This is a genomic window from Thiocapsa roseopersicina (assembly GCF_900106925.1).
GTDB classification, from domain to species: domain Bacteria; phylum Pseudomonadota; class Gammaproteobacteria; order Chromatiales; family Chromatiaceae; genus Thiocapsa; species Thiocapsa roseopersicina.
Map to the genome: position 1 here is coordinate 197,746 of NZ_FNNZ01000001.1, position 13,573 is coordinate 211,318.

Below are 13,573 nucleotides of genomic sequence, written 5' to 3' on the forward strand. Positions count from 1 at the left end.
CAGGGCGGGGGAAGAGGTCGACTGCAAGTCGACTATCCCGGGCAACGGCAACACAACACATTGCATATCGACATCGGGGTAAGGACATGACCACCAAGAAGGCGCTGATTACCGGCATCACGGGACAGGACGGGGCCTATCTGGCGGAGCTGCTGCTCTCCAAGGGCTACGAGGTGCACGGCATCAAACGGCGTACCTCGCTCTTCAACACGGACCGCATCGATCATCTGTATCAGGATCCGCAGCAGAGCGAACGGCGTTTCATCCTGCACCACGGCGACATGACCGACTCCTCGAGCCTGATCCGCATCATGCAGCAGGTCCAACCCGATGAGCTCTACAACCTCGCCGCGCAGAGCCATGTTGCGGTCTCCTTCGAAGAGCCCGAATACACCGCCGACTCCGACGGCATCGGAACCCTGCGCCTGCTAGAGGCGATCCGCATCCTCGGCCTCGAGCGCAAGACCCGTTTCTACCAGGCGTCCACCTCCGAGCTGTACGGCAAGGTCCAAGAGGTGCCCCAGAGCGAGACCACGCCCTTCTACCCGCGCTCGCCCTACGCCGTCGCCAAGCTCTACGCCTACTGGATCACGGTCAACTACCGCGAGGCCTACGGCATCTACGCCTGCAACGGCATCCTCTTCAACCACGAGAGCCCGCGGCGCGGCGAGACCTTCGTCACCCGTAAGATCACCCGCGGACTGGCCCGCATCAAGCTCGGCCTGCAGGATCGGATCTATCTCGGAAACCTCGACGCACGGCGCGACTGGGGCCACGCCAAGGACTATGTTCGCATGCAATGGATGATGCTCCAGCAGGACGCCCCGGAGGACTTCGTGATCGCCACCGGGCACCAATACTCCGTGCGCGACTTCGTCGCCGCCGCAGCCGCCGAGGTCGGTATCCGGATTCGTTGGGAGGGCGCGGGCCAGCTCGAAAAAGGTTTCGATGAGGCCACCGGCGCCTGCGTCGTCGCCGTGGATCCGCGCTACTTCCGCCCGACCGAGGTCGAGACCCTGCTCGGCGACGCCACCAAGGCTCGCGAGCGGCTCGGCTGGTCCCCCGAGATCGGCTTCGAGGCCCTCGTCGCCGAGATGATGCGCGAAGACCTCAAAGAGGCCGAAAAAGACGCCCTATGCCGACGCGAAGGCTTCAACGTAGCCGAACGGCACGAGTAAGCCGTCATCCGGGTCAGCGTGATGTAGGGGCGACGGGGTAGGTGTGACTTCAGTCGCCTCTTCGACGGACTTGGCGACTCAATGGGGGATGTTCACGACCTATTGGGCGCCCGCCGCCCTGACGGCGGACCTGCGGCGGCGACAGCTGGCGGTATTGGTCGGGATTCTGGTCGCGCTGGTTTTCGCCGAGATCGGTGCGACGATGCGCCCCCCGTCGGTAAAATCCGTCATTCCGCCGGTCGCGGCGGACGCGCGGATTCTACGGATCTCGTATCGACGTCCTTCGGGAGGCCGTTACGCCCGCGCTTGGGGGCAGGCGCTGAATGAAACCGACCTGATCACTGGGCAAGGATTGCGAATTCGCATGAAAAATTCACGTCTTGTGGTTTTTTCCTGAGCGGGTTTTAATGCCGCCGACGCGCGTTCGAGTATCTTCGTACGTCGCCGCCGTGACCGGAACGAAACAAAACACTCAAGGCTTACAGCGCCGATTCGTAGAGTCTTGAGCCAAGGAGACGGAAAGGAGACGGATATGCTCGCGCAGGAACTGACGGCGGCTCTCGAATTCACGTCGGAGTCCATCCGGTGATGACGTTTTCGGACATGGTTATCGCGTTTGTCGTCAGCAGCGTCGTTCTGGCCGTGCTCTATCCCCTGGCACCCAGGATCGGCCTGATGGATCACCCGGGCGACCGGCGCAAGGTCCACCGCCACGCAGTGCCGCCGATCGGCGGGATCGCGATCTTTTCCGGCCTCGTCGCGTGCAGTCTGCTCAGTCTGCCGTTCGCCGTGCCCCACCTCTACGGCATGGCCGGTGCCGCGCTCTTGGTGCTGGTCGGTGCCCTGGACGACCGTTTCGGTCTCGGACCGAGGGTGCGCCTCGTGGCGCAGGTCGTTGCCGCACTGTTGCTGACCCTCGGGTGTGGGGTCACGCTGACCGCCCTGGGGGATTTGCTGGGCTTCGGTCCGATCGAGCTCGGGGTGTTTTCGGTCCCGTTCACCGTGTTTGCGATGGTCGGCGTCATCAACGCAATCAACATGATCGACGGCATCGATGGCTTGGCCGGCGGCCTAATCCTGATTGCGTTCGGAACACTGCTGCTCCTCGCACCCGAGATCGGCCCGATCCAAATCCTCTTGCTCGCCACGATCGCGGTGCTGATGCCCTATCTGATCTGCAATCTGGAGCTTTTCGGCGTGACCGGGCGCAAGGTCTTCCTCGGCGACGCGGGAAGCCTCCTGCTGGGCTACATCCTGGTCTGGGCCCTGGTCGATGCCGCCGGACCGGCCGGGAGCATCGACCCGGTGACGGCACTTTGGATCATCGCCATACCGCTGATGGACACGTTGCGCGTCATGGGTCGGCGGATCCTGCAAGGGGTGTCTCCCTTCACCGCGGATGCCGGCCATCTCCACCACTTCCTGTCCCGCGTCTTCCACAGTACACGCAAGGCGCTGATTCTGATGCTGGCCGCCGCGATCCTGTTGACTGGCGTCGGCGTCTTCGGGTTTCTGAACCAGATCGGGGAAGCCGTCATGTTCTATGCGGCCTTGTCGATCTTCGCCGCCTACCTGCTGGTTGCGCGCTACGTGCACAGTCTGTCGCGTGCATTGGAGCAAGGGAATCGACAGATCGTCGGCGAAGTGACCTGATCGAGACCCTTAAGATGAATCTCGAGATCGGCGCGGAAGCCGCGCCCCAATGGTATCTGGTGCAGTCCAAGCCGCGCCAAGCCGAGCGCGCTGCGGTGAATCTCGTCCAGCAGGGTTACAGCGTCTTCCACCCGCAACTCATGGTCGAGCGCATCCGTCGCGGGCGACGCGTGGTGGTCGAGGAATCGCTTTTCCCCAACTACCTCTTCATTTGTCTGCGGCGTTGGGTCGATAACTGGTATCCCTTGCGCTCCACCCGCGGCGTCGCACGCCTGGTTGCCTTCGGCCGCGAGCCCTTACCCGTCGAGGGCGCCCTGATCGAAGAGATTCGGCGTCGTCTCGAAGCCCGACCGGCCCAGTCCGCCCTCTCTCCGGGGCAGAAGGTCGAGATCATCGAAGGCCCCTTCCGCGGGCTCGAGGCCATCTTCAAAGTCCACCAAGGCGAGCGCCGAGCCCAACTCCTCATCGAGCTGCTGCATCGCCAAGTCACCCTGACGATCCCCATTGCAGACATCCGCCGCTCCGCCTAGCGGTCCGGGGGGCGACTGAAGTCGCCCCGAGACATCCACCGAGGCGTTTGGGTAGGGGCGACTTCAGTCGCCCCGAGATGTTCGCGCCGGGGTTTATGGGCGACTTCAGTCGCCCCTACACGCCAAACTGAGGTTCCCCCCGAAATTTAGTCTTCCAAGGGTGACGTAGACTGTCTGTCACACTGGAGACGGCGATGCAGAAGATTCCGAAGCAAGAGTGCACCGCCGAGTTCAAGGAACAGGCAGCGAAGCGGGTCAAGTACGGCAAGAGCGTGGTCGCTCAGGAGGTGGGTCTGGTCGAGCAGACCCTGCGCAACTGGGTGAAGGCGTTCGACGTCGCTGTCGATCTGCGCCGAAAGTCACCGACCTTCCTGCACTGGCATGCCGAGCACCTCGGTGCCGACAACCACCGGACCCTGGCCATCCGGGAAGGTTTTGCCCACGGCTTCCATGCCCTGACCGACGACTGCGAGCTGATTGACCTGCACACTGCGGCCTATAAACCGGAGGCGGAAGCCGGGCTCAACGCCTTGGACCCGCGCATTGCCATCGACTGGCCGCGACCAGTCTCGGAGATCTCTGCGCCGGATCGCCAGCACGCGCTACTGGATGACGGATATAGCGGCATCCGCGTAACCTAGCGTTCGGTACTGCAAGCATCAGGCACCGCTCATGACCCAAACCACATGCTATGACACCGATTACCTGCGCTGGCTCGAAGAGCAAGCGAGTCATCTCCGCGCGGGCGACCTCGAACGACTCGATCGGGAACATCTGTCGGAGGAGCTTGACGGCATGAGCCGAAGCGAGCGGCGACAACTGCGCAACCGTCTGATCATTTTGGTTTTACATCTCCTCAAGATGCAGTGCCAACCCGAACGCCGTTCCCGCAGCTGGGGCGTGACCGTCATCACCCAGCGGATCGATATCAAGCTTCTGCTCAAAGAGAGTCCGAGCTTATGGCCAACCCCGGCTGCGACCCTGGGTGAGATCTACGATACGGCTCGGCGCGAGGCGGCGCAGGAGACCGGGCTGGCGCTGAACCGTTTTCCGGCGACCTGTCCCTTTACCATCGATCAGATTCTGGACGATGAGTATTGGCCCGATGTCGGGGAGGGCAACCTCGGATGAACTGTCACCACAGCCAAACCCCGCTCACTCCTCCAATCGTCGACCTCGGCAGTGCGTCGCCATCCAATGCCTGTCTGACGGAAGAGTCCCTGCGTGCACCGGAGATATGATCCCCGCTACGCGTGTTGGTCTGCGAAGGGAGTGTAGCCGGGACGCTCCGCGTCCCTGCCGTCATGACGACGCCCACCCCCGGCGCTGCGACCCGCGCCGGCGCACGACCGCACCGCCCCGCGACGCAGAGCGTCGGGTCCACACTCCCACGCAGAGCGTGGGAGCGAGTTGGGGGATGGAGCGCGGGCGGAGCCAGCGATCTGACGCGGGCTGGCGCAAACCGCGCAATCGTTCTAGCATCCCGCCGATACCCGTGGCCATAGGGCAGCTTGCCATCACCGATGATCAAGACCAAGAGCACGACCGGGAGTGGGCCATGACCGACAACATCGAAAGCCTCGTACTCGAGAACCTGCGCGCGATTCGTGCAACACAGGACAAACACACCGAGCGCTTCTCCCGAATCGAGTCGCGCATCAGCAACTTGGAGCTGACGGTTGCCGGTATGCGGCGTGATCTGGCGCACATGTATGGCGAAATCGTCGAGCAGCACGCGCACACCGATCAACTCGTCGCCCGAATCGAACGCATCGAGCGTCGTTTGGAATTGCAGGACGGCTGAACATTTCGCGGACTGACCGTGCAGGAGCTCCGGGCGATGCTGAACTTAGTGACGCCGATTCAGGAGACGAAGGCGTATCAGTCGACTTGAGTCCCCCCGAGACGTCCGTGCCGAGGTTTATGAGCTCGCTCCCACGCTCCGCGTGGGAGTGTCGCCGGGACGCTCCGCGTCCCTGCCGCCATACCGACGCCCACCCCCGGCGCTGCGACCCGCACCGGCGCCCGACCGCACTGCCCCGCGACGCAGAGCGTCGCACCTACACTCCCACGCAGAGCGTGGGAGCGAGTTGACAGGTGTCGGGGTAGGGTCGACTTCAGTCGCCCCGGGATGTCCTTGCCGAGATTTATGGGCGACTGAAGTCGCCCCACCTACACACCTACATAGCCCCAGGCGCAAACCACGATGGACCAACACCTCGCCCATCTCACGGACCCCGACACGCCCATCGCCATCATCGGCTTGGGCTACGTCGGCCTGCCGCTCGCCGTGGAATTCGCCAAACACCGCCCAGTGGTTGGCTTCGACATCAACCAAGCCCGCATCGCCGAGCTCAAAGCCGGTCGCGACAGCACCCGCGAGACCACCCCCGAGGATCTCGCCGCCGCCCGCCACCTGACCTACAGCAGCGACCTCGGCGCCCTGTGTCGCTGCCGCATCTTCATCGTCACCGTGCCCACCCCGGTCGACGACTACAAGCGGCCCGATCTGACGCCCCTGCTCAAGGCCTCCGAGACCGTCGGCAAGGTCCTCAAACCCGGCGACCTGGTCATCTACGAATCCACCGTCTACCCCGGCTGCACCGAGGACGACTGCGCGCCCGTTTTGGAGCGGCATTCCGGGCTTCGGTACTTTGGATCCCCCTCTCCCCGACCCTCTCCCGCGAGGGGGGAGGGAGCACATCTCCCCTCTCCCCTCGCGGGAGAGGGGCCGGGGGAGAGGGGGCATCCAACCAACACCTTCCACCTCGGCTACAGCCCCGAGCGCATCAACCCCGGCGACCGCGATCACCGCCTGACCACCATCAAAAAGGTCACCAGCGGCTCCACCCCCGAGATCGCCGCCATCGTCGACGCCCTCTACAACGAGATCATCACCGCCGACACTCACCCGGCCAGCAGCATCCGGGTCGCCGAGGCAGCCAAGGTCATCGAGAACACCCAGCGCGATCTCAACATCGCCCTCATGAACGAGCTCGCCCTGATCTTCGGCAAGCTCGGCATCGATACCCTCGAGGTTCTGGAAGCCGCCGGGAGCAAATGGAACTTCCTCCCCTTCCGCCCCGGCCTGGTCGGCGGACACTGCATCGGCGTCGACCCCTATTATCTGACCCACAAAGCCGTCGCCATCGGCTACCACCCCGAGGTCATCCTCGCCGGGCGACGCATCAACGACCGCATGGGCGCCCATGTGGCCGAGACCGTGGTCAAGCTCATGCTCAAAAGCGGCATCGGTGTGTGCAACAGCCGCATCCTGGTCCTCGGCTTCGCCTTCAAGGAAAACTGTCCGGACGTGCGCAACACCCGCGTCCTCGACATCATCCAGGCCCTGCGCGAATACAACATCGCGGTCGACTGCTACGATCCCTGGATCGACCCCGCCGAGGCCAAGCACGAATACGGCCTCGACTGTCTCCCCGAGCCTCCGGCCGAAGGCACCTACGACGCCGTCATCCTCGCCGTCGCCCACCGCGACTTCATCGAGACGGGAGCGACCGGGATCCGCCGTTGGGCCAAACCCAAGGCGATCCTCTACGACGTGAAATCCGTTCTGCCGGTGCAGGCCGTCGACGGTCGTCTTTGACGAACCGAGATACTCTCGTCTGTCCGTGCGCGCCGCTGCCTTGACGGCCGGCGGGGTCGAGCTCAACTCCACGATCCCCGTCGAATTTGGAAAGGGCCGATCGTGATGACCAAGTAACTGCTGCTGGAATTCCAATCCACCGTCGATCCTTGGATGGCCGTACGCATCCAGACCTACCTCGGGCTGCTTTACCAGGATCTCATTCGCGCCGAGACCCTGAGTGCAGCAGGACGTCTGCCGCCCGTTCTGCCCGTGGTGCTCTACAATGGTGGCACGCCTTGGCATTCTGCCGACACGCTGGAGCCGCTCATCGAGCCGGCGCCGCCGATGCTCGAGCGCTATCGCCCGCGACAGGCTTACCTGCTGCTCGACGAGCAGCGCATCGCCAAAGCCGGCCCCCTGCCCGAGCGCAACCTCTGTTCCGCACTGTTTCGGCTCGAGGCCAGTCGCGGCGCGGCCGAGGCGATGGGCATCGTGCACGCCTTGCTTGACTGGCTCAAGGCGCCGGAACAGACCGGTCTGCGCCGTGACTTCGCGGTCTGGTTCGGTCGCGTCTTCCTGCCCAAGCGACTGCCCGGCGTGCAACTGCCACCCCTTGGCGATCTCAGCGAGGTTAATCACATGCTGGCCGAGAATCTGGAAACCTGGACCGATCAGTGGAAACAAGAAGGCTTGGAACAAGGCTTGGAACAAGGCTTGGAGCAAGGTCGCGAGGCGACCCGCCACATCCTGGTCCGTCAGGTGCGACGCCGTTTTGGTCCAACGATCGCCGAGCAGACACAACCGTTGCTTGCGCGCATCGTCGACCTCCGGATGTTGGAAGACCTCGGCGACCAACTGCTCATCAGCCCCGACGGGGCCGATTGGTTGAGGGCGGTGCAGAACATGAGTGCCGGCGACGGACACTAGGCCGAACGTCGGCGCAAGTCGTGCCTCCTATCGTCGGCACAACGGGCATGGAATTTTGCGGAAATCGCCTTAAGCGAATCCCGAGAGGGTGGCGGCAACCTGCAGCCGCGACCTTAAGGTGAATTCCGGGAATGCATCGACCAACAAGGGGCGACTTTGGTCGCCCGGTGTCGCTTTGCAGGCCCGGCCAGGATGCCGCACGACAGACGACCGGCTGCTCAAGAAAATCTGGAGGAGTCTTTCATGTCGACGCGCGGATGGTACGAATACCATGTGATGGACCGCGGCGACAAATCGCCGGACTTTGGCGATGCAGTTCTACAAATGGGGAGATGCGGTCCCCGAGCACGCGCTGAATGAATGGCACATGCTCAGCGACCAAATTAAGAACGCCGACGGTGTTCTGCCCGTGGTGTGGTTGGATGATCTACTGCGTCAACAGCTCGGCGAGCTGTATGCACGACTCCCGACGCACTTCTCCGTGGCGGCTTTCCTGTTTCGAGCTCGCTCCCACGCTCCGCGCCCCAACTCGCTCTCACGCTCCGCGTGGGAGTGTAGACCCGACGCTCTGCGTCGCGGGGCCCGGCGCGATCGTGCGCTGGCGGGGCGCCTTGACTTGGCGGCAGGGATGCGGAGCGTCCCGGCGACACTCCCACGCGGAGCGTGGGAGTGAGTCGGCAGCCAGCGGATGCGACGCCGGTTTTGTCCTCGAGGACCTGATCGGAGACGACGCGGGGTGAGCCCCGAAACCTCGGCGATTCGCATGCCGTAGGGTGTTGCTGCGCATGCCCGACCGGGATGCCCCCTCTTCCCCGACCCCTCCCCCGCGAGGCGGGAGGGGAGAGGAGAGCGCGGCGTCCCTGCCGCCAGGTCGACGCGCACCGCCGGCGGTACGTCCCGCGCCGGTGCCCGCTCGCGCCGTCCCGCGACGCAGAGCGTCGGGTCGACACTCCCACGCAGAGCGTGGGAGCGAGTGGGTCGCATACCGCGCCGGGCGCGGTTTACGTTGATGAACAAAGCCGCCGGCCGCGCTTTCGCGAGCGGCCAAATTGGCCAGCACCGCGAAAAGATCCGGCGCCGCAGCTGCGCGACATTCATCCCGGAGACACGACACCTCCGATGCCCTTGCCCCGCCGCGCTCAACCCGCTAACCTACTTCCGCTGTACAACGCCTGAACAAATCACCTCCGCGCCCATACCCCGAAAACGACAGGGTAGGGCGGTAGCGTTTCCGAAGCGCCGCAGCAAGCCCGACCCAGGCCACCAGGCAAGACCCTCGCCGGTGCGGCTCTGGCTCCCACGTTCCGAGACTGGGCAATCGCTCCCACGCCCTGGGGCACTCGCAGGTGCGGCACTCGCTCCCAAGCTCCTCATCGCGGCACTCGCTCCCACGCTCCGCGTGGGAGTGTCGCCCCGACGCTCCGCGTCACGAACCCGACCCCCGACGCCAACGGTCACCCCCGGCACCCCGCGACGCACACAGCCATGACCGACGACCTCCACTACCGCGTCCTCAAGCACCTCCAGGCGCACCCCGACGCCACCCAGCGCGACCTGGCGAAGGCCCTCGGCATCAGCCTGGGCAGCACCAATTTCTGCGTGCGCGCCGTGATCGATCAAGGGTGGGTGAAGGTCCAGAACTTCCGCAGGAGCGACAACAAGCTCGCCTACGCCTACCTGCTGACCCCGCAGGGCATCGAGGCCAAGGCCCGTATCACCGCGCGCTTCCTGCAGCGCAAACGCGACGAGTACGAAGCCCTCAAGGCCGAGATCGCGCAACTGACCGCGGAAGCAGAGTCCCAATGTCAAAGGGATGACCGCACCTGATGCCCGACCCACAGCGCCGTTGCCGTCGTCCACTCACACGGGATTGCCCCAACCCGACCGGCGACGACCGACGCAACCGCCGCCATGCCCAACACACCCTCGGTCGGACCTCGGCCCACCATGACGGCAAAGGTCACACAGGAGACATGCTCGCGTGAAAAAGGCCCTGATCTGCGGCATCTCCGGTCAAGACGGCGCTTACCTGGCTCAACTCCTTCTGGAGAAGGGGTATCAGGTCACCGGCACCTCCCGGGATGCCCAGATCACACCCTTCACGAACCTCCGGCGCCTCGGCATCCTCGACCGCGTGAGCCTCGCCTCCATGGTCCTCACGGATTTTCGCAGCGTCCTGCAGACCCTGGCCAAGGCGCAGCCCGACGAGATCTATAACCTCGCCGGCCAAAGCTCCGTCGGGCTGTCTTTCGATCAACCCGTCGAGACCCTGGAGAGCATCGCCACCGGCACCCTCAACCTGCTGGAGGCGATCCGTTTCCTCGGCTGGCGCACGCGTCTCTACAACGCGGGATCCAGCGAGTGCTTCGGCGATACCGGCGGACAACCTGCCGATGAAGAGACGGCCTTCCACCCCCGCAGCCCCTACGCCGTCGCGAAAGCGACCGCGCACTGGCTTGTCGCAAACTACCGCGACGCCTACGGCCTCTTTGCCTGCACCGGCATCCTCTTCAACCACGAATCGCCCCTGCGCCCGGAACGCTTCGTCACCCGCAAGATCGTCGCGGCCGCTCGCCGCATCGCTCGGGGCAGTCCGGAGAGACTGCGTCTCGGCAATCTGGCGATCCACCGCGACTGGGGTTGGGCGCCAGAGTACGTCGATGCGATGTGGCGCATGCTCCAACATGATCAGCCCGAGGACCTCGTCATCGCCACCGGCACCACCCACTCGTTGGAACAGTTCGTCGCCGCAGCCTTCGAGACATACGGCCTCGATTGGACGAGCCACGTCGAACCGGACTCGACGCTCCTGCGTCCATCCGACATCGCCTTCAACGCAGGCAACCCGGCGAAGGCCAGGCGCCTGCTGAACTGGCACGCCATCCACCAGATGCCCGACGTCGTCCGCCTGATGGCGGATGCCGAGCCCCAGACCGTCGCATCCCGCGATGTCTGAACCCTCGCCTGTCCCGCGTCACCCTGAACCCGAATCGCCCATGCACCCCGTCACTAGTAACACCGCACCGGAACGAGACCGCTGGGATCTCGTGATCGAGCCCCACGGCCATGTCCTCGATCTGAAGCTCCGGGAGCTCTGGCAGTACCGCGATTTGATTGCCCTGTTCGTCCGCCGCGACTTCGTCGCCCAATACAAACAGACCATCCTCGGCCCCGCCTGGCATCTGATTCAGCCGTTGCTCACCACCATCACCTTCACCATCATTTTCGGCAAGATCGCCAAGATCCCGACTGACGGCGTACCGCCCTTTCTCTTCTTCATGGCCGGCACCGTCCTTTGGACCTATTTCTCCGGCGTGCTCACCGGCACCTCGGGCACCTTCACCAGCAACGCCGGCATCTTCGGCAAGGTCTACTTCCCGCGCCTCGCCGTGCCGGTTGCCGGTCTGCTGTCGAAATTGATCGCCTTCGGCATACAATTTCTCTTCTTCCTCTGCTTCTTGGCCTTTTTCATGTGGCGAGGTGCGGATGTTGCCCCGAACGCCTGGGCACTCTTGACCCCCCTGCTGCTGCTCATGATGGCCGCACTGGGCCTCGGGCTCGGTGTCATCGTCTCATCGCTCACGACCCGCTACCGCGACCTCACGGTGGTTGTCGGCTTCGGCGTACAGTTGCTCATGTACGCGACCCCGGTCATTTATCCGCTGTCGGTCCTGCCCGAGCCTTACCGAACCTGGATGCTGCTCAATCCCATGGCGCCCATCATGGAGATCTTCCGCCACGCCTATCTGGGGGCGGGTGATGTAAGCGTCGGTCTGCTGCTCTATGCCGCCGCGTTGATCGGCCTGATCCTTGTCGTCGGTATCCTGCTTTTTAACCGTGTTGAACGTACGTTCATGGATACGGTTTAAGAAGAAGGTCAAAGGTCAAAGGTCAAAGGTCAAAGGTCAAAGGTCAAAGGTCAAAGGTCAAAGGTGAAGGGTGAAGGGTGAAGGGTGAAGGGTGAAGGGTGAAGGGTGAAGGGCGGAAAGGCGGAAAGGCGGAAAGGCGGAAGGCGGAAGGCGGAAGGCGGAAGGCGGAAGGCGGAAGGCGGAAGGCGGAAGGCGGAAGGCGGAAGGCGGAAGGCGGAAGGTGAAAGGTGAAAGGGTAGGGGATGGCGGAGGCATTTGAGGATCTGGAGGTGTGGAAGCGTGGGGCGCGGCTGTCGGCGGATATCTACCGCGGCCTGCGGGACCTCAAGGACTGGGGTTTCCGGGATCAGATCACCCGCTCAGGGCTTTCGATTCCATCCAACATCGCGGAAGGCTACGAGCGTGAATCCAACCGAGACTGCATCAACTTCCTCTCCTACGCCAAAGGCAGCGCCGGCGAGCTACGAACCCAAATCTACATCGGAATGGACATCGGCTACATCGATCGACAAACCGGCAAGCACTGGCTCAACGAAGCCCAACAAATCAGCAAAATGCTAGCCGCCCTAATCAAAGCAAGAAGATCCTTCACCCCCTAACCCGCCAACATTAACCTTTGACCTTTAACCTTTGACCTTTGACCTTTGACCTTTGACCTTTGACCTTTGACCTTTGACCTTTGACCTTTGACCTTTGACCTCCCTGCGCAAGCTTCTCCCGAGCCCCTGAGTCGCCCACCACTGCACCCCCATGACCAAGCGCAAACCACGCCCTCGCCCGGTGCGCGATCCCGCCCACGATGGCGGCTACAAACTGCTGTACTCCCACGTCGCCATGGTCCGCGACTTGTTGCATGGCTGTGTGCCCGGCGACTGGATCGACCAGTTGGACTTGAAGACCCTGGAGAAATGCAGCGGCAGCTACGTCAGCGACGATCTGCGCGACCGCGCCGACGACCTCGTCTGGCGGGTGCGTTGGGGGCGTGACTGGCTCTACATCTACCTGCTGCTCGAATTTCAATCCAGCATCGACGCCTGGATGGCGGTGCGCATCCAGACCTACGTCGGACTCCTCTACCAGGACCTCATCCGTGCCGAACAGCTCGGCGCGACGGGTCAATTGCCCCCGGTGCTGCCGATCGTCCTCTACAATGGTCTGAAACCCTGGAACGCCGCCCGCGAGGTCGGCGAGCTGATCGCCCCGGCGCCGCCCTTCGTGCGGGAGTATCGCCCCCGACAGGGCTACTATCTGATCGACGAGATCCGCCTCGCCGAGCAAGGCGCATTGCCGGAGCGCAATCTGAGTGCCGCGCTGTTTCGGCTTGAAGCCAGCCGCTCGCCGGCGGACGTGTTGGGTATCCTGCAGGCCCTCGTCGACTGGTTGCAGGCCCCCGAGCAGACCAGCCTGCGCCGCGCCTTCACGGTCTGGTTCAGCCGTGTATTCCTGCCGCGGCGACTCCCTGGGGTGCAGATCGATTCCATGAACGATTTACACGAGGTACGCAGCATGTTAGCTGAACGCATCGAGAGTTGGACCGATCAATGGAAGCGTGAAGGATTGGAGCAGGGCCTAGAACAAGGCCATGCGCAAGGCCGCCAAGCCGAAGCCCAGCGCCTGGTGCTACGCCAACTGCAGCGCCGCCTTGGCCCCCTGACCCCCAGCCAACAGACGCGCATCGCCGCCCTTACCCTCGACACCCTGGAAGCCCTCGGCGAAGACCTTCTGGAATTCACCGCCGCGCCGGACCTGGACGCCTGGCTCGCCGCCCGATGACCGCCCGCGGGCCCGGTCGCCGTTGGCCCAGGCCCACCCCCGCGAGATAGCCAAAGC

General features: G+C 63.8%; 14 protein-coding genes and 1 pseudogene. All 15 read left to right on the forward strand.

Annotated elements, in window-relative coordinates:
* Positions 1 to 86 precede the first annotated feature (86 nt).
* The 15 genes and pseudogenes from gmd to BLV04_RS00940 all read left to right on the forward strand — a co-directional run bounded on the left by gmd (position 87) and on the right by BLV04_RS00940 (position 13,516).
* Complete coding sequence (gmd, locus tag BLV04_RS00870; protein WP_093027189.1) at positions 87 to 1,178, forward strand: GDP-mannose 4,6-dehydratase; 1,092 nt, start codon at positions 87 to 89, stop codon at positions 1,176 to 1,178.
* A gap of 88 nt (positions 1,179 to 1,266) precedes the next feature.
* Positions 1,267 to 1,575: a hypothetical protein gene (locus tag BLV04_RS00875; RefSeq protein WP_093027191.1), complete on the forward strand. Its 309-nt coding sequence runs from the start codon at positions 1,267 to 1,269 to the stop codon at positions 1,573 to 1,575.
* Between the two features lie 191 nt (positions 1,576 to 1,766).
* On the forward strand, positions 1,767 to 2,831 hold the full coding sequence (locus BLV04_RS00880) for an undecaprenyl-phosphate alpha-N-acetylglucosaminyl 1-phosphate transferase (RefSeq protein WP_093027193.1): 1,065 nt from the start codon (positions 1,767 to 1,769) through the stop codon (positions 2,829 to 2,831).
* 14 nt (positions 2,832 to 2,845) lie between these two features.
* Positions 2,846 to 3,361, forward strand: coding sequence for a transcription/translation regulatory transformer protein RfaH (gene rfaH / locus BLV04_RS00885; RefSeq protein ID WP_093027195.1), 516 nt, complete (start codon positions 2,846 to 2,848; stop codon positions 3,359 to 3,361).
* A 194-nt stretch (positions 3,362 to 3,555) separates the two neighbouring features.
* A pseudogene (locus BLV04_RS25425) lies at positions 3,556 to 3,690 on the forward strand (transposase); the annotation flags it as partial.
* Entirely contained in the window at positions 3,682 to 4,002 is a 321-nt protein-coding gene (locus tag BLV04_RS00890) for a dTDP-4-dehydrorhamnose 3,5-epimerase family protein (RefSeq protein WP_245731682.1), read from the forward strand. The pseudogene BLV04_RS25425 and the gene BLV04_RS00890, both read left to right, overlap by 9 nt.
* Before the next feature lie 31 nt (positions 4,003 to 4,033).
* A complete protein-coding gene (locus BLV04_RS00895; protein WP_093027199.1) occupies positions 4,034 to 4,492 on the forward strand; it encodes a DUF29 domain-containing protein in 459 nt (152 codons plus the stop codon).
* 286 nt (positions 4,493 to 4,778) lie between these two features.
* Positions 4,779 to 5,165 carry a hypothetical protein gene (locus tag BLV04_RS25430; protein WP_245731635.1) on the forward strand — a complete coding sequence of 129 codons (387 nt, stop codon included), beginning with the start codon at positions 4,779 to 4,781 and terminating at the stop codon, positions 5,163 to 5,165.
* A 402-nt stretch (positions 5,166 to 5,567) separates the two neighbouring features.
* On the forward strand, positions 5,568 to 6,965 hold the full coding sequence (locus BLV04_RS00905; protein WP_093027201.1) for a nucleotide sugar dehydrogenase: 1,398 nt from the start codon (positions 5,568 to 5,570) through the stop codon (positions 6,963 to 6,965).
* Positions 6,966 to 7,088: 123 nt separating this feature from the next.
* Positions 7,089 to 7,874 (forward strand): Rpn family recombination-promoting nuclease/putative transposase, encoded by a 786-nt coding sequence (locus BLV04_RS00910; RefSeq protein WP_281241795.1) that lies wholly within the window; start codon positions 7,089 to 7,091, stop codon positions 7,872 to 7,874.
* 1,485 nt (positions 7,875 to 9,359) lie between these two features.
* The gene (locus tag BLV04_RS00920) at positions 9,360 to 9,701 is read left to right on the forward strand and encodes a MarR family EPS-associated transcriptional regulator (RefSeq protein WP_093027205.1); all 342 of its coding nucleotides are present in this window, start codon (positions 9,360 to 9,362) and stop codon (positions 9,699 to 9,701) included.
* A gap of 154 nt (positions 9,702 to 9,855) precedes the next feature.
* Positions 9,856 to 10,830 carry a GDP-mannose 4,6-dehydratase gene (locus tag BLV04_RS00925; RefSeq protein WP_093027207.1) on the forward strand — a complete coding sequence of 325 codons (975 nt, stop codon included), beginning with the start codon at positions 9,856 to 9,858 and terminating at the stop codon, positions 10,828 to 10,830.
* 40 nt (positions 10,831 to 10,870) lie between these two features.
* Positions 10,871 to 11,743 (forward strand): ABC transporter permease, encoded by an 873-nt coding sequence (locus tag BLV04_RS00930; protein ID WP_093027209.1) that lies wholly within the window; start codon positions 10,871 to 10,873, stop codon positions 11,741 to 11,743.
* 242 nt (positions 11,744 to 11,985) lie between these two features.
* Positions 11,986 to 12,342, forward strand: a complete 357-nt coding sequence (locus BLV04_RS00935; protein WP_093027211.1) for a four helix bundle protein — start codon at positions 11,986 to 11,988, stop codon at positions 12,340 to 12,342.
* Positions 12,343 to 12,493: 151 nt separating this feature from the next.
* Positions 12,494 to 13,516 (forward strand): Rpn family recombination-promoting nuclease/putative transposase, encoded by a 1,023-nt coding sequence (locus BLV04_RS00940; RefSeq protein WP_093027213.1) that lies wholly within the window; start codon positions 12,494 to 12,496, stop codon positions 13,514 to 13,516.
* Positions 13,517 to 13,573 lie beyond the last annotated feature (57 nt).

Excerpts from the sequence above, each read along its gene's own strand:
- gmd (WP_093027189.1), top strand. The coding sequence starts at position 87 with ATGACCACCAAGAAGGCGCTGATTACCGGCATCACGGGACAGGACGGG.
- BLV04_RS00875 (WP_093027191.1), top strand. The coding sequence starts at position 1,267 with ATGTTCACGACCTATTGGGCGCCCGCCGCCCTGACGGCGGACCTGCGG.
- BLV04_RS00880 (WP_093027193.1), top strand. The coding sequence starts at position 1,767 with ATGACGTTTTCGGACATGGTTATCGCGTTTGTCGTCAGCAGCGTCGTT.
- rfaH (WP_093027195.1), top strand. The coding sequence starts at position 2,846 with ATGAATCTCGAGATCGGCGCGGAAGCCGCGCCCCAATGGTATCTGGTG.
- BLV04_RS00895 (WP_093027199.1), top strand. The coding sequence starts at position 4,034 with ATGACCCAAACCACATGCTATGACACCGATTACCTGCGCTGGCTCGAA.
- BLV04_RS25430 (WP_245731635.1), top strand. The coding sequence starts at position 4,779 with ATGGAGCGCGGGCGGAGCCAGCGATCTGACGCGGGCTGGCGCAAACCG.
- BLV04_RS00905 (WP_093027201.1), top strand. The coding sequence starts at position 5,568 with ATGGACCAACACCTCGCCCATCTCACGGACCCCGACACGCCCATCGCC.
- BLV04_RS00920 (WP_093027205.1), top strand. The coding sequence starts at position 9,360 with ATGACCGACGACCTCCACTACCGCGTCCTCAAGCACCTCCAGGCGCAC.
- BLV04_RS00930 (WP_093027209.1), top strand. The coding sequence starts at position 10,871 with ATGCACCCCGTCACTAGTAACACCGCACCGGAACGAGACCGCTGGGAT.
- BLV04_RS00935 (WP_093027211.1), top strand. The coding sequence starts at position 11,986 with ATGGCGGAGGCATTTGAGGATCTGGAGGTGTGGAAGCGTGGGGCGCGG.
- BLV04_RS00940 (WP_093027213.1), top strand. The coding sequence starts at position 12,494 with ATGACCAAGCGCAAACCACGCCCTCGCCCGGTGCGCGATCCCGCCCAC.